Below are 17,975 nucleotides of genomic sequence, written 5' to 3'. Positions count from 1 at the left end.
CCGCCCCGGCGTAAAATGACGCCCTGCCTCGTCAGCTTGTCAGCTCGCCTCCTTCACGAGTCGACGCTTCACAGGCTCACATTCAACGCCCCACTCAACGCACCGGTCTCACGATGTTCAATCCCAGCCGCGACGAAGTCCGTCTCTTCTTCACCGACACCTGGCGCAAGCAGCGCAAAGGCGAAATTCTGACGCCGCTGGAGGCCATTGCCGCCGACTGGATCGTCGAACATCCCGAATACCACGCCGACCTGACCGACGGCGACGCCGCCCAGGCTCAGGATTACTCGCCCGAACGCGGCCAGACCAACCCGTTTCTGCATCTGTCGATGCATCTGGCGATCACCGAACAGTTGTCGATCGACCAGCCGCCCGGCATTCGCGCGGCGCATGAACGGCTCGCCGCGCGCCTCGGCTCGACCCACGAGGCGCAGCACGCGATCATGGACTGCCTCGGCGAAACCATCTGGGAAGCGCAGCGCACGGGTACGCCGCCGGACACGGAGGCGTATCTGCAACGCATCGAGCGGCGCGCCACGCGCGACTGAGACCGGCGTCGCGCGCACACACGCGAGCCGGGCAAAGACCGCGCCTCCAAAAGCACAACACCCCGCCAAAGCGGGGTGTCGTTCAATCAGAAATCGGCGCGAAGGATGTGCGACGCGCTTACTTCTTCTGCACCAGATCGCCGTTCAGCGATTCGACATAAGCCGCGATGTCTTTCATATCGCTTTGCGACAGGCTTTGCACCTGCGCCTGCATGATCGCGTTATTGCGACCGAAATGCGGGTTGCCATTACCCATCTGATACTGACGCAGCGCGAAGTAGACGTAATCCGAATGCTGGCCCGCGAGCTTCGGATATTCCGGGCTCACCGGCTTGTTCAGGTTCACGCCGTGGCAGGCCGCGCAGTTGTGGCTTTCGGACAGCACCTTGCCGTTGCCGGCGTCGGCCGCGTGCGCGAGGTTCGCTGCAACCAGACCGATCACTGCCGCCGACGCGCATGCAGCCTTGAACACCGTGTGGAGTGCCTGTTGTGGCTTATTCATGAATTCTCCTATCCCGCGAATTTATTTGCCGAGTGACTGGATGGACGAGCCGCAGCCGGTCACTTGTCGGGATTGCTCTTCGAAGAGGAATTTTGCGCTGCGTAGTAGGCCGCGATGTCGGCGATATCCTGATCCGACAGCGACGCGGTGATGGCGCGCATGGTTTCGAAATGGCGGTCGCCCTTCTTGTAGCCATGCAGGGCGTTCTCGAGGTACGCCTGGTTCTGCCCGCCGAGCATCGGCACGCGGTAGACCTCAGGGTAAGCCGTGCGGTATTCAGGGATGCCGTGGCAGCCAATACACATCGCGACCTTGCCTTGGCCCGCCTTCGCGTTGCCGACGACATCCGCTGCCTGCGCACTGGCCGTATAGCCCGCGAGCACCGACAGCGCTGCGATCACGACGTTTTTGCCAACGAATTTATTCATAGCATGTAACCTGGCTTGAGGGGAAACGGGCGACCAAGAGGCAACGGCCCGCGCCGTTATTCTTATAGGGTAGCCACGCAGGCCAAAAAAATCGGGCTAATTGTACCGCGACGCCGCGCCGAACGTCCACCGCGCGGGGCCGCGGCGCTTCCGGCCGCCGCAAAGCCACGGCTAGCGCCGCTTTGCCCCGCCGCGCCCGGTCCGCAAGGCATGGCGGCCGCCGTCGCATCCGGGCCGCTCGCGCAGGTTGCACCGTTCGACTCCACGGCCGGCACGGCAACCGACGCCGCATTCACCCGCTCGCGCCCGGCGGGCCCGCCCACCGAGCCCGCCGGGCGAGCCTCCGGCCCGTTCGCCGATGCCGCATGCGCACTCGCTGCACGCCACGGCACCGCGGATGACACCTTACGCGAGGCGGTTTCAGGCCAACAGGTCTTCTGACTTATACTGGGTTTTTTCCCGAAAAAAGAGCATCTCGCCATGCGTTTCGAAGGCTCATCGCAGTACGTCGCCACCGACGACCTCAAGCTCGCGGTCAACGCCGCGATGACGCTCAAGCGCCCGCTGCTGATCAAGGGCGAACCCGGCACGGGCAAAACCATGCTTGCCGAAGAAGTCGCCGCCGCGCTCGGCATGCCGCTCCTGCAGTGGCACATCAAGTCCACCACCAAGGCGCAGCAGGGTCTGTACGAGTACGACGCGGTCTCGCGCCTGCGCGATTCGCAGCTCGGCGACGAGCGCGTCAAGGACATCCGCAATTACATCGTCAAGGGCGTGCTGTGGCAGGCGTTCGAGTCGGACCAGCAAACCGTGCTGCTGATCGACGAGATCGACAAGGCCGACATCGAATTTCCGAACGATTTGCTGCGTGAACTCGACCGCATGGAGTTCTACGTGTACGAGACGCACGAGCTGATCCGCGCGAAGCAGCGCCCGCTCGTGATCATCACGTCGAACAACGAGAAAGAGCTGCCGGACGCGTTCCTGCGCCGCTGCTTCTTTCACTACATCAAGTTCCCCGATCCGGTCACCATGCAGCAGATCGTCGAGGTGCACTATCCGGGCATCAAGAAGGAACTGCTCGCGGCTGCCATGCAAAGCTTTTTCGAACTGCGCAACGTCGCCGGATTGAAGAAGAAGCCGTCCACCTCGGAACTGCTCGACTGGCTCAAGCTGCTGCTCGCCGAAGACATTCCGCCCGAAGCGCTGCGCTCGTCCGACCAGAAGCAGATCATTCCGCCGCTGCATGGCGCGCTGCTGAAAAACGAGCAGGACGTGAGCCTGTTCGAGCGGCTGATCTTCATGAACCGCAATAACCGTTGATCGAGCGCTGATTGAGCGTTGATTGGGCGCTCAACAAACGTTCAATGAGCGCGTATTGATCGTGACCAGGAGCCGGAGGGTCGCGAAGCCACCGCAGAAACGCGCGCCGCCCCGACCAACCGCCGCCGCAGAGGACCCAGCATGCTGATCGACTTCTTCTACTCGCTGCGCGCCGCCAAACTGCCGGTGTCGGTGAAGGAATACCTGACGCTGCTCGAGGCGCTCAAGGCCAACGTGATCGCGCCGTCGCTCGACGAGTTCTACTATCTTGCGCGCATCACGCTGGTCAAGGACGAGCAGTATTTCGACAAGTTCGATCAGGCGTTCGGCGCGTATTTCAAAGGCGTCGCGCAAGCCTCCGAGCTCGCTTTCGACGTCCCCCTCGACTGGCTGAAGAAGAAGCTGCAGCGCGATCTGTCGCCCGAAGAAAAAGCGCAGATCGAAGCGATGGGCGGCCTCGACAAGCTCATGGAGCGCCTGAAGGAACTGTTCGACGAACAGAAGGAGCGCCACGAAGGCGGCAGCAAGTGGATCGGCACAGGCGGCACGTCGCCGTTTGGCAATGGCGGCTACAACCCGGAAGGCGTGCGCATCGGCGGCGATGCGTCAGGCAAGCGCACTGCCGTCAAGGTCTGGGAAGCGCGCGCCTATCGCGATTACGACGACCAGGTGGAAATCGGCACGCGCAACATCAAGATCGCGTTGCGGCGCTTGCGCCGGTTCGCCCGCGAAGGCGCCGCCGAAGAGCTCGATCTGCCCGACACGATCCGCAGCACCGCCGCGAACGCCGGCTGGCTCGATCTGAAGATGGTGCCCGAGCGGCACAACAAGGTGAAAGTGTTGATGCTGCTCGACGTGGGCGGCTCGATGGATGACCACATCAAGCGCACCGAAGAGCTGTTCTCCGCCGCCAAAGCCGAGTTCAAGCACCTGGAGTTCTACTACTTCCACAACTGCGTGTACGACTTCCTGTGGAAGAACAACCGCCGCCGTCACGCCGAGCGCATGCCGACGTGGGACGTGCTGCACAAATTCACGTCGGACTACAAGCTGATCTTCGTCGGCGACGCGACCATGAGCCCGTACGAAGTGCTGCAACCGGGCGGCTCGGTGGAGTACAACAACGCCGAAGCGGGCGCAGTATGGCTGCGCCGCCTCGCCGATCATTTCCCGCATCACGCGTGGCTCAATCCCGAACCGGAAGGCTTGTGGGCGTACCGGCAGTCGGTCAGCGCGATCCGCGAAGTGCTCGGCCATCGCATGTACCCGCTCACGCTTGCCGGCCTTGAGGCCGCCATGCGCGTGCTGAGCAAGTAGTCAGTCCGGGTTTGACCTTCGTTTTACCCTCGTTTTACCTTTAACGATAAGAAGCAACTGCATGAGCCCGTCTTCCACGCCCGATTTGTCCCCTGCCGTCACGCCGCCCGGGCGCCTCAATCCGTTTGCCGACACTTCGCTGTCCGCCATCGTCGCCGGTTTCGTCGCGATGATGACCGGCTACACCAGTTCGCTCGTGCTGATGTTCCAGGCGGGCCAGGCCGCGCATCTATCCGGCGCGCAGATTTCGTCGTGGATCTGGGCCTTGTCGATCGGCATGGCCGTCTGCACGATCGGCCTGTCGCTGCGCTTTCGCGCGCCGATCGTGATCGCCTGGTCGACGCCCGGCGCCGCGCTGCTGGTGTCCTCGTTGCCGCATGTGGCGTATGCGGAGGCGATCGGCGCGTTTATCGTCTGCGCGCTGCTGCTCACGCTGGTCGGCCTGACCGGCTGGTTCGACACGCTCATGAAGAAGATTCCCGCGGGCATCGCCTCGGCCTTGCTGGCGGGCATCCTGTTCGAGATCGGCATCGAGATATTCCGCGCCGCGCAATTCCAGACCGCGCTCGTGCTGACCATGTTCTTCACCTATCTGATCGTCAAACGGCTCGCGCCGCGCTACGCGATCGTCACGACGCTGATCGTCGGCTCGGCGGCTGCCGGCGGGCTCGGGCTGCTCGACTTCAGCCGCTTTCACGTCGCGCTGGCGCATCCGGTGTTCACGATGCCGGTGTTTTCGGTGGCGGCAAGCGTCAGCATCGGGATCCCGCTTTTTGTCGTGGCAATGGCCTCGCAGAACGTGCCAGGCATCGCTGTACTGCGCGCGGACGGTTACACCACGCCCTCGGCGCCGCTGATTTCGACCACCGGCATCGCCTCGCTGCTGCTCGCGCCGTTCGGCTCGCACGGCATCAATCTTGCGGCCATCACCGCGGCGATCTGTACCGGCCCCGAAGCGCACGAAAACCGCAACAAGCGCTATATGGCCGCGGTGTGGTGCGGCATCTTCTACCTGATCGCCGGGATTTTCGGCGCGACGATCGCCGCGCTGTTCGCGGCCTTGCCGAAGGCGCTGGTGGTGTCGGTCGCCGCGCTGGCGTTGTTCGGCTCGATCATGAGCGGGCTCGCCAATGCCATGCAGGACCTGAAGCAGCGCGAGGCGGCGCTGGTCACGTTCATGGTGACGGCTTCGGGGCTGACTTTGCTGTCGATCGGCTCAGCTTTCTGGGGGCTGGTGGCGGGTGTGCTGACGCAAGTGGTGTTGAATGCGCGGCGCGCTTGATGCGATTGCTGCGCGAGGCGGCGGCCCGGTGTTCTAGTGGCGGGTAACCGGCCGCGCTGACGCAAATGGTAAGAGCGCGCCCCATGCCTGACGGCCCTTCAACGCGAAGCAGCCACGCGCGGTCCCGCCGCCGATTGCCGTCAAAATCAATCGGCAAAAACCGCTCGGCAGAATCGATCGGCGCCGGATCAATCGATGGAAAATGCCGTCTGAAATTGGTGTGAACCGATCGACTTGGGCAAGTGTCAACACTGCATTAGCCGATCCGCCATAGAATAGAAGCATCCGGCAGCGCTTTCCGTCAAAATTCCCCAGCAGAATGACGGGCAGCGCTGCAGCGTGACCCGCGGCCGCCGGATCTGGTTTGCGTTTCAAGCCGGCGGCAACCTCATTTCTCCCGAACCACGGCGCGCACGCGCCCTGAAGGCCCGAACATGACAACCGCACTCGATCAACTCAAGCAATACACCACCGTCGTGGCCGATACCGGCGACTTCCAGCAGCTCGCCCAGTACAAGCCGCAGGACGCGACCACCAATCCGTCGCTGATTCTGAAAGCGGTGCAGAAAGACGATTACAAGCCGCTGCTCGAAAAGACCGTCAAGGCGCACGCGTCGAAGCCGGTCGGCGCGATTATCGACCAGTTGTTGATTGCCTTCGGCACCGAAATTCTCAAGATCATTCCGGGCCGCGTATCGACAGAAGTGGACGCGCGCCTCTCGTTCGACACCGAAGCGTCGATCGCCAAGGGCCGCGAACTGATCTCGCTGTATAAGGAGCACGGCATCGGCCGCGAACGCGTGCTGATCAAGCTGGCCTCCACGTGGGAAGGTGTCCGCGCGGCGGAAGTGCTGCAGAAGGAAGGGATTCACTGCAACATGACGCTGCTGTTCTCGCTCGCTCAGGCGGCGGCCTGCGCTGAAGCTGGCGCGCAGTTGATCTCGCCGTTCGTCGGGCGGATTTACGACTGGTACAAGAAGAATGCCGGCAGCGCGTGGGATGAAGCGAAAGATGGCGGCGCTAATGATCCGGGCGTTAAATCGGTGCGCCGCATTTACGCGTATTACAAGAAGTTCGGCTACAAGACCGAGGTGATGGGCGCGAGTTTTCGCACGCCGGGGCAGATTCTCGAACTGGCTGGGTGCGATCTGCTGACTATCAGTCCGGATTTGCTGCAGAAGCTGAGTGAGAGCACGGAGAAGGTGGAGCGCAAGCTGTCGCCGGATAGCTCCAAAGATGCGGATATTGAACGCGTGCCGGTTGATGAAGCGTCGTTCCGGTTTCTTGTTAATGATGAGGCTATGGCGACTGAGAAGCTCGCTGAAGGGATTCGTGCGTTTGCTGCTGATGCGGTTAAGTTGGAGAAGTTGATCGAGGCATTGCGGTAAGAGTCGCTTGCGCTGCTTCTAGCCGCTGCGCCACATACACGGCCCTGGACTCCACGGTTCAGGGCCGTGTGCCGTTTACTCACCTGCGGCACGTGTTTGCTGCTGCATTTGAACCGCGTCGCGCGCCGTCGCGTCTACGACATTTAGTCACAATTGCCGCCTGATCGACGACTAGAATCTTTTGCAAGGGCATTTCTCGGTGGTCTATTGGCGTCGCCCCTGTGCGGGGCGGCACCTACTTTCTTTGCCGCGGCAAAGAAAGTAGGCAAAGAAAGCCGCTTTGCACCGCCAGCTCTTAAGCGGGCACCTCGCGCAGTTGCGGTAGTGGTGTATCTGGAATCTGTGTTCTCGCACATTCCGCGTTCGTGACAAGGCACTCATTCTTCCGGCGGCGCTGCGCGCGCCGACGCGGTACTTCTTCAACCCGTGGGCTCTTGCGGGATGTCGCGCTGCTCACACCTTCCGGAGACGATCATGGTCGTTCAACCTTACGTATTTTTCAACGGACGTTGCGAGGAAGCGCTCGACTATTACTGCGCTAAGCTCGGCGCGCAAGTCACCTTCAAGATGCGCTATAAGGAGGCGCCGCCCGATCCGCAAAATCAGCCGCGACCCGGTCTCGAAGAAAAAATCATGCACGCCAATGTGCGCATGGGCTCGACCGACTGGATGGCCTCCGACGGTCATTGCGATCCCGCCGCCACCATGAACGGCTTCAGCCTCTCACTAACCGCCGACGACGACGCGTCCGCCAAACAGTTCTTCAATGCCCTTGCCGACGGCGGCCAGGTAACGCTCCCGTTTCAACCTACCTTCTGGAGCAAAGGCTTCGGCATGGTGGTCGACCGCTTCGGTCTCATGTGGATGGTCACAGTGCCCGACAGTTGAGCGCCACGGCACAGCGGACCACAATGAGCGTGCACACCAGCGGCGGTTGCTGCCATTGGGGCGCTCGCGGCAGCGCTGCGGTATTCGTGACGGTGGCGGCGATTGCGCTCGTCGCCACTCTCAATTCGGCCAGCCCGCCGCGCCGCCCAGGAGCGGGAGCCGACCCATCAAGCCTTCAACAAAGGCCACGCGCGCCGTTCGATGTTCCAGTTCGGCTCGGTTTCCAGTAACCGCTCGCGCAGTCGGTCCACCTGTTCGGCAAGCCGCTGCCCGAGCCAGTAAGGTCCCTGAAATTCGGGCGGCAGCTTCAGCGCCGCGTCGCCGTGCCTCTGCGCCAGCGCCGACGCGGACGGAATACCAAAGTGCGTCGCCCGGCCAAAGCGCAGCCCGCGCGCCATCGCCAGCAGAATCGCGCGCACGCTGCGCACCTCGGCGCCGCATTGCTCGGCGTACGCGGCGCGCGCCGCGGCGTCGGCGTGCATCAGCGGACCGGTGGCGAGCAACTCCAGCGAACTGAGCACCGAGCGGTGCAGCCGCTGAATCTCCTCGAGCTTCGATTGCGGCACCTCGATTTCCTTCGCCACCGAAGGCATCAGCGAGCGCAATTGCACAAGCCGCTTGTTGATCGCCAGAAAGCGCCTGACCTGCTCTTCCTCGCTGATCGTCTCTCCTTCCAGGAGCCGCGTGTAGATGCGCGCGCATTCGCGCAGATTGATTGCGAGCCCGTAGCGCCATGAATAGGTGGCATGCAGCGGCAACGCGAACGAAAACGCCAGCGCGATCACGATGCCGATCAGCACGTTCGCCGTGCGCCACAAGCCGACGTCGATCTGGTTATCGCCGTGGCCCGCGACGATGCACATGGTGATCGCCGTCAGGAGCCCGATATAGCCCGAGGAGCCGATCGCGAACCACGCGCAGATGCCCGCGACGATCGACATCAGCACATAAGTGAGCGGCGGCGAGTCGGTCAGGTTCTGCAGCACGATCAGCGCGAGTCCGATCGATGCCCCGAGCAGCGTGCCCGCCGCCCGCTCCGCCGCCTTCTTGCGGATATTGCCGTGATGCTGCAAGCCGCCGATCACCACCAGCAAAGTGACCGACGACCAGATGCCGTGCGGAATGTCGATGCCGGTGGTCGCCAGAATCGACACCAGCATGGCCAGCCCGACACGCAGACTGTGCAGCACCTTGGCGTGGCGATAGCGGTAGTAAGGCGACGTCACCGCGCGGATCATCCGGCTGAGCGCCGAGCGGCGTGGAATCACGGTGCGGGAATCGGCAGAAGCCATGGCGGCGCGCTCGATACGGTGAAGGACGGTTCCGCTATCCTGCCCTGGAGTGCCTCATCAAGACAAACGCCCGCACATTCTGGTGTGCGGGCGTCGCGGTTTTCAGGCTGTCGCACCACGTGGAGCGGCACGACATGAAGCAGCGATGATCAGCCTTCGACCACGTCCAGATAGTCTTCCGGACGGGTACGGTCTTCGGCGTGCTGCATGCCGAAGGCACGCACCAGAAGACTCACCACCACCGACACCACCAGGTTGACGATCAGCGACCACACTGCGGCGTAGCCCGGAATCGCCATGCCGAACAGATGGATCGTGAAGATCGAGCCGGCCAGCTTCAGCGAAATCGCCATCCACGTGCCAGTCGCAATGCCGACCGCCCAGCCGGCCAGCAGGCCGCGGTAGTCGAGCACACGCGTGTACAGGCCCAGCACGATCGCCGGCAGCGTCTGGATGATCCAGATCCCGCCGAGCAGCTGCAACTGGATCGCGTACGTGAGCGGCAGGCCGAGAATGAACGCCACCGCGCCGACCTTGACGATCAGCGAGACCAGCTTGGCGACATTGGTCTCTTGCTCATGCGTCATGCTGCGATTGACGAACTCCTTGTGGATGTTGCGCGTGTACAGGTTAGCGGCCGCGATCGACATGATCGCCGCCGGCACCAGCGCGCCGATGCCGATCGCCGCGAACGCCACGCCGACGAACCACGACGGGAAGTAATGCAGGAACAGCGCCGGCACCGCGAAGTTCGGGCCGAACGCCTTGAAGTACGGCGCGAATTCCGGCATGTCCTTCACGCCCGAAGCCAAGGCCATGAAGCCGAGCAGCGCGAGCAGGCCGAGCACCAGCGAGTAAGCCGGCAGCATCGCCATATTGCGGCGGATCGTGTTACCCGACTTCGACGACAGCACCGCTGTGATCGAGTGCGGATACAGGAACAGCGCGAGCGCCGAACCCACCGCGAGCGTCGCGTACGCGCTGTAGCCGTTCAGGCTCGAGACGTCCGGCGCCTTCAGCAGCAGCTTGGCGGGCGGCACCACGCTGAAGATATGACCGAAGCCGCCCAGTTGCGGCGGAATCACGATGACCGCGGCGAAGATCGTGATGTAGATCAGCACGTCCTTGACCACCGCGATCATGGCCGGCGCGCGCAAACCCGAGGTGTACGTGTAGGCCGCCAGGATCGCGAACGCGATGATCAGCGGCAGGTCGCCGACAAAGCCCTTGGTGTCGAAACCGAGCGCGCCGATCACCACTTCGATACCGACCAGTTGCAACGCGATGTACGGCATGGTCGCGACGATGCCGGTCACGGCGATCGCCAGAGCGAGCATCCGGCTGCCATAGCGCGCCGACACGAAGTCCGCCGACGTCACATAGCCCTGACGTTTGGCGATGCTCCACAGTTTCGGGAACACCACGAACGCGAACGGATAGATCAGGATCGTGTACGGCAGCGCGAAGAAACCCGTTGCGCCCGCACCGAACACCAGCGCCGGCACGGCGATGAAGGTGTACGCGGTGTACAGGTCGCCGCCCAGCAGGAACCACGTGACGATGGTGCCGAAGCGCCGGCCGCCGAGGCCCCACTCTTCCAGATGCGCGAGATCGCCGCGCCGCCAGTGGGCCGCGATAAAGCCGAGAATCGTGACGCCGATGAAAAACAGAACGAAGACGAAAGTTGCTATGGCGTTCATTATCGTGCGCCCCCCTGCGGACGGCCATTGGAACGCGAGCGCGTCTTGGTCTTGAAGTACACGAGCGCTGTGATGACTGCGCTGATCAGCACCCACAGGAGCTGATACCAGTAGAAGAACGGAAAGTCGAACAGCACCGGTTCGACCTTGTTATATGACGGCACCCAGATCATCGCGATCCAGGGCAACAGCAGCAACCAGAGCCAGTGCTTGCTGGCCTTGTTCGCGTCGGCGTCGTGAGCCATGACGTCTCCTCTTCCCTATTATTGAAATGTTGGCCCGTGTTTGACGGGTGGTGGATCCCACAGCGGATGGCCACGGGCGCCCCGAAAGCTTCGAAAGAGTATAGGAGCGGCGAGATCGCGGTCAAGCAGGGACGACCCCAGCACGAACGTGCTTTCAGCGTCGGCGCGAAGGTGTTTCAGCAGGAGGCGTTCAAGCGCTGTGGCGAGGCGCATCGGGGCGTACCGCTTGGGTCTGACAGACTGGCCCGCTTCGCGAGGAAGAGGACCGGCTGTTCAATGCGCGATGGATAAAGGCGGCGAACGTCGCGTGGGCGCAACGGCGCGTGGCGCGTCGGCGACGACATTCAGTCCATGAACTGCTTTGGATCGGGCCGGCTTGCGCGGCCCGATCGCATGAGTCGTTGCAATCAGATCGAGAACGAGTCGCCGTTCTGCCCGGTCGATTCCTGCAGACCCTTGATCCACTTACGCGCGGGCAGACCGAGTTCGGCTTCGATCAGTTTGGCGCGTGCTTGCAGCGCCGTGAACGGCACCTCGAGCGCCGGACCCGAGAACGCGATCGCGATGCGGTTGCCGTCGTGCACTTCCGGCAGCGCGACCACGCGGCCGTCGAAGGCTTCGTTCAGACGCTTCATGTTGCGCACGAAGCTCGGGTGATCGCCGAACAGATTCACCGTCGCCACGCCCGCGTCGGTCAGGCACGCGCGCACCGCGCGATAGAAGCCGACGCTGTCGAGCACCGGACCGCGCGCGGTTGCGTCATAGACGTCGATTTGCAACGCGCCGATCGTGCCGTGGTTGGCGCGATCATTGACGAAGTCCCACGCATCCATTTCGTGCACCGTGAGACGGGCATCGTCGTGCGGCAGCTCGAACATCGTGCGCGCGGCCACCACGACCGCCGGGTTCACTTCCACCGCCTCGACCTTCGCGCGCTTCAGGAAGCGGTGCGCGAACTTGGTCAGCGCCGCGGCGCCCAGACCGAGTTGGACGATGCGCCTGGGCGTTTCGATAAACAGCAGCCAGGCCATCATCTGTTGCGCGTATTCGAGTTCGATGTGATCCGGCTTGCGCAGACGCATCGCGCCTTGCACCCACTCCGTGCCGAAATGCAGGAAGCGCACGCCGCCCTCTTCCGAGAAAGTGACCGGCGCAAAACGCGGCTTGCGCGGCGCTTCGATTTGCGGCGCGTCGTGCAGATCGTCGTCGTGCGAAACGCGCGTTTTGTTGCGCGTGGCGTTCTGCGATTTGTGCGGTTTTTGTTTCCCACCGGCGGCGTCAGCGTCGCGGTTGCGGAAGGCACGCGCTTCAGCGGAAGCGCGCTTGATCAAGTTCGTCATGTAAGGATGTCGCGCCAAAGACGCAATTTTTGGTCGAACGAGAGCATAGCATTCGCCGGACTGGACGAAGGCAATACGAGGGTGGCGTAGCCTGCCGCGCCGATCACCGGCGCAAAGCGGCCCGCCGTCTTGCCGTTGAAGCAGACTTTCGCGAGCTTCGGCGCGTGCGCGCGCAACGAAGCGAAATCGTTCGGGCTGGCATTGCGGATCGCGGCGTCGAGACTGCCTTCGCGCGTGCAGGCGGCGAGCACGTCCCATACGCCGATGCCATGCGCGAGCACGCGGCGCAAGCGCTCCTCGTACGTGAGTTCGGCGAGCGGTTCGTCGAGCACGGCGCCGAGCAGGCGCCAGAACTGGTTGCGCGGATGCGCGTAGTACTGCGTCGCGGCAAGCGATGCCTCGCCGGGAAAACTGCCGAGAATCAGCGTATGCGTATCCGCGGCGGCGACCGGTGGAAAACCGCGCAGCATCAGCGGCTCCGTTCGTCGGGCGCGCGCGCGGCGGGATGCGCGCGCGATGCGGTGTGTTCGAGCGCACGGCCGTGTTCGCGCACCCGCGGATGCGCGAGCCACTCGTCCGATCGGCTCGCGCCTGACAAGCTCGCCAGATGTATCCATAACGCCGGCAACATGCATTCAGTGACCATCAGCGGCGCGCCGTGGCGCTCGAACACCGAGCGGCGCGCGACCAGCGCGTGCGGCGGCAACCCTTCGATTTCACGCGCGGCCAGACGATAGAGCGCATGCCGCGCGCTCAACCTGCGGCTCACCAGCGACGACCGCGCCACACTGCTATCGCTATACAGCAACTCCGCCAGTGGCCGCGTGCGCAGTCGCCGTATGGCCTGCCACACCCCGGCGCTCGCCGCGAGCGGCGCGACACTATGCGCCGCCACGAACGGCACGCCGTCGACCGATAGCGAGACTTCCCGAACCCAGACCGGCGCACGCGGCACAAGGCCGAGCGCGGCGCTCTCGTCGGCCCACGGCAGCGCGACGCCTTCGTGCGTGACGCGTACCGCGACGGCGCCGAGCGCACGCAGATGCGCGGTCAGTGAACCGCCGCGGGTCAGCCAGTCTTTCTGGGCGGCGGTGAAGCCGGGTAAGGGCGCGACGCGCCAGTGGGCGTCGGCGGCATCGAAACGGATGGACATGGTGTCGGATTATAACGGCGCGGCTGTCGGACCATTCGCCAACGCGCAGGTCTCGCCCTTCAGCGGATTTCATCGACTACGACAGCGGTGGTGAAGCACTTCCACTGGCGCGTCGATTTCAGATAGTTCCGATTCTCCGCGGCTCGCGTCGCGCGATAAAAACTCCGTGCTTTGCAAAGCCGGCCGCTGCGATCAACGGCGCGCCACATGAACGAACAGTCAAGGAAAAGACATGAAGATGAGGAACATTCTGAGCACAACCGCATGCGCGATCTCGGTCCTGCTGGTGACAGGTTGCGCGGCGCAACTGAACCGCGATACGGAGACATCGCTGAACAAGGCTGTCGGTATCGAGGTGGCGCCGGTCGCCGGCGGTGTCGCGGTCAAGCTGCCCGAAACCGCCCTGTTCGATTTCAACAAATCCGACGTGCGCAGCGACGCGGCCGCGGTCATCGATCGTTCGGCCGTGCTGCTCAAGCGCAGCAAGAAACCGATTGTCGTCGAAGGCTACACCGACAATGTCGGCACGCTCGACTACAACCAGCAGTTGTCCGAAGCGCGCGCGAGCGCGGCGGGTTACGCACTCGTGGCGCGCGGCATCGCCATGGACCGCATTCGCACCAAGGGCAACGCGTACAACAATCCGGTGGCGAGCAACGATACGCCCGAAGGCCGCGCGCTGAACCGTCGCACCGAGATCGTCGTGCGCGGCGAGACGATGGATACGTTGATGGGCAAGAAGTAATCGACCGCCATTTCGCGACCGCCTTCAACCGAAAAACTGGGCGCGTGTGAGGCGCCCGGTTTTCATCCAGCGACAAAATCGCGCAATGCTCTTGCGACCTCGTCGAGCACCGTATCCCAACGCCCCAACTCGTGCTGTCTGAACAGTCGCGCGGACGGATACCACGGACTATCGTCGCGCGCCGTCAGCCAGCGCCAGTCGGTGAACGTCGGCACCAGCACCCAGACCGGCGTGCCGCATGCGCCGGCCAGATGGGCGACCGCCGTGTCCACCGTAATCACCAGATCGAGCGACTGCACGATCGCCAGCGTGTCGGCAAACGTGTCGATCTCCGGCCCGAGGCTGTGCATTCCGGTATCCGCATACGACGCCACTGCTTCGTTCTGTGTCTCACCCTTTTGCAGCGCGAACCAGTGCACGCCGGTCTGTTGCAAAACCGGCAGCCATTGGCGCAATGGAATCGACCGATACCGATCGAGCTCGTACGCCGGATTACCGGCCCAGACAATGCCGACGCGTTTTCCGGGCGCTTCGCGTGCATCGGCTGCACAGATTGTGTCGAGCCGGCTCCGCCAGCTTTGTACCTGCGCGGGTTCCGCTCGCAGATACGACGTCGCGAGCGGCAACATCGGCAGGTCCAGCTTCATCGGCTCCGGCATGCTCAGCATGCGGCACCAGTAGTCGTACGGTCCGGGCGGCGCGGTCGTCCACGCGGCACGCACGCCGGCCGCGCTTCGCGCCACTTCGCCAAGCGGAGCTTCGACCCAGACGTCGACCTGTGCGCCGCGCTTATTCAACCAGTCGGCCATACACAAGAACTGCAGTTGATCGCCCAGCCCCTGCTCGCCGACGAGCAGAAAGCGGCGGCCCGTCACCCGTTCGCCTTGCCATTCCGGATAAGCCGGGCGAACCAGGTCGTGATTTTCCGGCAGGGCTTCATGCCACCGATATTGCTTCCAGCCGTTTTCGTAGTCGCCGGCGCGCAGTTGTGCGGCTGCGAGGTTGAATTGCATCAGCGGATGATCGGGCATCAGCCGCGCGGCTTCGACGGCATGCGCATGCATGGCCGGGAAGTCGCCCAGCATGTTGAACGCAAACGACGCGTTGTGATGTAGCCAGCCGTTGCGCGGATCGACGCCGAGCGCTTCGATGGCGACGCTGATCGCATCGCTGAAACGCTCCGCGTTGTTCAATGCGAAGGTCACCTGTTGCAACGCGGATGCGTCCGAGGCGAAACGAACGCGCAGTTCGGCGAGCACGCTGTCGATCCCCTCGCCGCGCTGTGCTCTCGACATCGCGGTAATCAGGTCGAGCGCGTCCGGCAGATGCGCCGGGTCGAGCGCCCATGCACGCAGCCAGTAGTCAGCTGCGTCCTGATAGCGTTCGAGCTCGGTACTGATTCGTGCGAGCGAGCGAACGGCGTGATGCAACGTCGGTTCGAGCTGAAGCGCTTTGAGGTAGTGGCCGCGCGCTTCGACGAGACGCTTCGACAGCGTCAGGCAATCGCCCAGATTCCGATGCAGGCTCACGGTGCCGCCACCGAGGCCCACCGCGCGATGATAGAACGCTTCGGCGGCGATCAGCTCGCCGTCCAGCGCGGCGATCAAACCGCGATGCTCCCAGATGTCCGCGCGCTCGGGCGCGACGTGCAACGCCTGATCGAAGTGCTCGCGCGAACGGTCGGGCCGATCGACGCAAAACATGGCGAGGCCGAGCCGATGCAGCGCGTGTACGTTGTGCGGCTGTTCGGCGAGAACGCGCTGGTAGTCGGCAATTGCTTCGTGATGACGCCCCGCGGCGAAGCAGGTGTCGGCATGTGCGGCAATGGCGCCGAGATCGTTGGAAACGCTGGTGGGGAATGGGAATTCGTGTTCGTGCATCAAAGTCGATCAGTTGCGTGAGTTGCTCTGAACCTTGCGTGGTGTGGTGTGCGCCGCTCAGGCCGTCTGGTGCGGCACGAGCATCGTCTTCAGACGCGCGGCCACCCGCTCGACCACCGGCGCCCATTGCGCAGGCTGCGGCTGCCGGAACAGTTCGACCGAGTCGTACCAGGGCTGCGCCTCTTCGTTGCCCCACGACCAGTGGGAGACGTGATCGAGCATGGCCAGCACGCGATGCCCTAACGCGCCGCCAAGATGCAACGGCGCGCTGTCGATCGTCACCAGCGCGTTCAGCGCGGTGAGATGCGCCGCTACGTCGTCGAAGCCGTCTTTGTAATCGCCGGTCAGATCGCACAGGCGATATCCTTGCGCGGCGAGCACGGTCACATCGGCATGGCGTCCGGGCGTAAGCGGATGGAAGACGACATCTTGAAGCGCCAGCAGCGGCGCCAGCGCGGCAAGCGGAATCGACCGCTTGGCGTCGCGCCGATGCGTCGGGCTGCCCGACCAGACGAGACCGACGTGCCACCTCGCAGCCGGTGCGTGCGCGCTGATCCGTTCGCGCCAGGCCGCAGCCTTCGTTGTATCGGCCTGCAGGTAGGGCGAGCCGCGCACCTGCTCCGGCTCGAGACCGAGCACGAGCGGCAGGCTCATGAGCGGCAACGCGTAATCCGGCGAGCCGAGCGGGCCTTCTTCGATCGACACGCAATTCGCATAGAAACGCGCAAACAGCGGTTGCAGCGCCCGACGCACGGCAAGCACCAGCCGTCCGCCTTCGTCATGCACACGCGCCGCCAGCTGAGGGACGAAGCGCACCATCTGGATGTCGTCGCCGCTGCCCTGTTCGCTGTGCACGACCAGGGTCTTGCCGGCGAGCGCTTCGCCACACCAGCGCGGGCACAAACGTGTCATTACGCTGACGACGTTGTTCTGCTCGCGGTCTTCGCGCGCGAGGCGCGCCTCGAAACGCGGCCACGCGCTCGACCAATCGCCGCGCCGCAGTTCCAGGTCCGCCAGATCGACCGCTGCCTGCACCGCTGACGGATCGATCGCGAGCGCCGCTTGCAGCGCGGCTTCGCTGTCCGCATAGCGCGCCTGCTCGTTCAGATACATGCCGACAGCCGCCAGCGCGTCTGCATTGCCGGGCGCGACGGCGTCCACGGCGCGCATGGTGACCTCCGCCGCGGCTGCGTCGTTGCACTGCCATTGCGCGTGACTGAGTTGCCACGCCATCTCCGCATCGGCGGAATTGCGCGCAAGACTTTCGCGGCAGATACGCTCGACCATCGGCCAATCGCGCATCTCCCGCAACGCCAGCACGAGTTGCAACGGCAACGCCGGATCGATCGCGGGATCGAGCGCATACGCCCGCGACAGCGCCGCGCGCCGCTCGTCCCGCGCACTCGCCTCCGGCAGCGCCGCCAACGCGATCGACAACCACCACGGCGCGCGCGCGTCCTGCGGCGCTCGACGCTCGTAAGCTCGCAAGATTCGCGCGGCTGCCGAGTGGGCGCCACACGTGCCGATCAGCCACGCGACCCAGTCGATCGTCGTCTCGACCGGCTGCGCGGCCACCGCCCGCTCGCTGTTGCGCTGCGCAGCGCCGGCGTAGCCGAGGGCATCGGCGAACAGCGCGACCCGCGCATGGCGCGCTCCGTTCGCGCACGCTTGCGCCTGCGACGCGCTGTGATACGCCTCTTCGAAACGCCCTGCGCTCGCGCACAGGTCGGCGTGCAACTGCGGCGTCCCGCCTGCCACGGCGAATTCGACCGCGCGACGCGCGGCGGCATCGAAACCTTGCTCACGCAAGATGGACCACAGGAGATGAACGGAATCGAGAGGTACTGCCAGAGCGGAATCGGACATGGGAATTCAGAGCGTTGTTGTTGTCATGCGCGAAGGCGTAATTACAAAAATCGGACCCGGTGCTTTCAATGCTTAGAG

18 protein-coding genes are annotated in these 17,975 nt (G+C 63.9%); 7 read left to right on the top strand and 11 right to left on the bottom strand.

Annotation, left to right across the window (positions count from 1 at the left end; translation table 11 throughout):
• Positions 1–113: 113 nt before the first annotated feature.
• Positions 114–548: a DUF1841 family protein gene (locus ACFSNN_RS17000; RefSeq protein ID WP_134456745.1), complete on the top strand. Its 435-nt coding sequence runs from the start codon at positions 114–116 to the stop codon at positions 546–548.
• Between the two features lie 118 nt (positions 549–666).
• Here the strand turns inward: ACFSNN_RS17000 and ACFSNN_RS16995 are convergent, their stop codons facing one another.
• Positions 667–1,050, bottom strand: a complete 384-nt coding sequence (locus ACFSNN_RS16995; protein WP_134456746.1) for a c-type cytochrome — start codon at positions 1,048–1,050, stop codon at positions 667–669.
• A 59-nt stretch (positions 1,051–1,109) separates the two neighbouring features.
• Complete coding sequence (locus ACFSNN_RS16990) at positions 1,110–1,478, bottom strand: c-type cytochrome (RefSeq protein WP_106280215.1); 369 nt, start codon at positions 1,476–1,478, stop codon at positions 1,110–1,112.
• A 480-nt stretch (positions 1,479–1,958) separates the two neighbouring features.
• On the opposite strand from ACFSNN_RS16990, the gene ACFSNN_RS16985 reads away from it, so the two are divergent.
• From ACFSNN_RS16985 to ACFSNN_RS16975, 3 genes are all read left to right on the top strand, one after another.
• Entirely contained in the window at positions 1,959–2,801 is an 843-nt protein-coding gene (locus ACFSNN_RS16985; RefSeq protein WP_134456747.1) for an AAA family ATPase, read from the top strand.
• Between the two features lie 141 nt (positions 2,802–2,942).
• Complete coding sequence (locus tag ACFSNN_RS16980) at positions 2,943–4,118, top strand: vWA domain-containing protein (RefSeq protein WP_134456748.1); 1,176 nt, start codon at positions 2,943–2,945, stop codon at positions 4,116–4,118.
• A gap of 61 nt (positions 4,119–4,179) precedes the next feature.
• Positions 4,180–5,400, top strand: a complete 1,221-nt coding sequence (locus ACFSNN_RS16975; RefSeq protein ID WP_134456749.1) for a benzoate/H(+) symporter BenE family transporter — start codon at positions 4,180–4,182, stop codon at positions 5,398–5,400.
• A gap of 33 nt (positions 5,401–5,433) precedes the next feature.
• Here the strand turns inward: ACFSNN_RS16975 and ACFSNN_RS16970 are convergent, their stop codons facing one another.
• Complete coding sequence (locus tag ACFSNN_RS16970) at positions 5,434–5,775, bottom strand: hypothetical protein (protein WP_377747266.1); 342 nt, start codon at positions 5,773–5,775, stop codon at positions 5,434–5,436.
• Between the two features lie 59 nt (positions 5,776–5,834).
• Between ACFSNN_RS16970 and tal the strand changes: the two genes are divergently transcribed.
• Both tal and ACFSNN_RS16960 read left to right on the top strand, forming a co-directional pair.
• Positions 5,835–6,788, top strand: coding sequence for a transaldolase (gene tal / locus ACFSNN_RS16965; RefSeq protein ID WP_134456750.1), 954 nt, complete (start codon positions 5,835–5,837; stop codon positions 6,786–6,788).
• Positions 6,789–7,262: 474 nt separating this feature from the next.
• Positions 7,263–7,676, top strand: a complete 414-nt coding sequence (locus tag ACFSNN_RS16960) for a VOC family protein (protein WP_012432263.1) — start codon at positions 7,263–7,265, stop codon at positions 7,674–7,676.
• A gap of 167 nt (positions 7,677–7,843) precedes the next feature.
• On the opposite strand, the gene ACFSNN_RS16955 is transcribed toward ACFSNN_RS16960, so the two are convergent.
• The 6 genes from ACFSNN_RS16955 to ACFSNN_RS16930 form a co-directional block, all read right to left on the bottom strand.
• Positions 7,844–8,968, bottom strand: coding sequence for an FUSC family protein (locus ACFSNN_RS16955; protein ID WP_134456751.1), 1,125 nt, complete (start codon positions 8,966–8,968; stop codon positions 7,844–7,846).
• Positions 8,969–9,117: 149 nt separating this feature from the next.
• Entirely contained in the window at positions 9,118–10,668 is a 1,551-nt protein-coding gene (gene mctP / locus ACFSNN_RS16950) for a monocarboxylate uptake permease MctP (RefSeq protein WP_134456752.1), read from the bottom strand.
• Complete coding sequence (locus tag ACFSNN_RS16945; protein WP_012432260.1) at positions 10,668–10,913, bottom strand: DUF3311 domain-containing protein; 246 nt, start codon at positions 10,911–10,913, stop codon at positions 10,668–10,670. The genes mctP and ACFSNN_RS16945 overlap by 1 nt, the downstream gene beginning before the upstream one ends.
• 407 nt (positions 10,914–11,320) lie before the next feature.
• Complete coding sequence (locus tag ACFSNN_RS16940) at positions 11,321–12,253, bottom strand: class I SAM-dependent methyltransferase (protein WP_134456753.1); 933 nt, start codon at positions 12,251–12,253, stop codon at positions 11,321–11,323.
• Positions 12,250–12,723 carry a DNA-deoxyinosine glycosylase gene (locus ACFSNN_RS16935; RefSeq protein ID WP_134456754.1) on the bottom strand — a complete coding sequence of 158 codons (474 nt, stop codon included), beginning with the start codon at positions 12,721–12,723 and terminating at the stop codon, positions 12,250–12,252. Before ACFSNN_RS16935 ends, ACFSNN_RS16940 begins: the two co-directional genes overlap by 4 nt.
• Complete coding sequence (locus tag ACFSNN_RS16930; protein WP_134456755.1) at positions 12,723–13,406, bottom strand: chorismate--pyruvate lyase family protein; 684 nt, start codon at positions 13,404–13,406, stop codon at positions 12,723–12,725. The genes ACFSNN_RS16935 and ACFSNN_RS16930 overlap by 1 nt, the downstream gene beginning before the upstream one ends.
• Before the next feature lie 238 nt (positions 13,407–13,644).
• On the opposite strand from ACFSNN_RS16930, the gene ACFSNN_RS16925 reads away from it, so the two are divergent.
• A complete protein-coding gene (locus ACFSNN_RS16925) occupies positions 13,645–14,151 on the top strand; it encodes an OmpA family protein (RefSeq protein WP_134458948.1) in 507 nt (168 codons plus the stop codon).
• 62 nt (positions 14,152–14,213) lie between these two features.
• On the opposite strand, the gene ACFSNN_RS16920 is transcribed toward ACFSNN_RS16925, so the two are convergent.
• Positions 14,214–16,031, bottom strand: coding sequence for a tetratricopeptide repeat protein (locus tag ACFSNN_RS16920; RefSeq protein WP_134456756.1), 1,818 nt, complete (start codon positions 16,029–16,031; stop codon positions 14,214–14,216).
• Positions 16,032–16,088: 57 nt separating this feature from the next.
• On the bottom strand, positions 16,089–17,897 hold the full coding sequence (locus ACFSNN_RS16915) for a YbbN family protein (RefSeq protein WP_134456757.1): 1,809 nt from the start codon (positions 17,895–17,897) through the stop codon (positions 16,089–16,091).
• Between the last annotated feature and the right edge of the window lie 78 nt (positions 17,898–17,975).

Origin of the sequence: Paraburkholderia dipogonis (assembly GCF_042680985.1) — a bacterium.
GTDB lineage: Bacteria > Pseudomonadota > Gammaproteobacteria > Burkholderiales > Burkholderiaceae > Paraburkholderia > Paraburkholderia phytofirmans.
The sequence above is the reverse complement of the archived record's forward strand: the minus strand, read 5'-3'. Positions and strand labels throughout refer to the sequence as shown.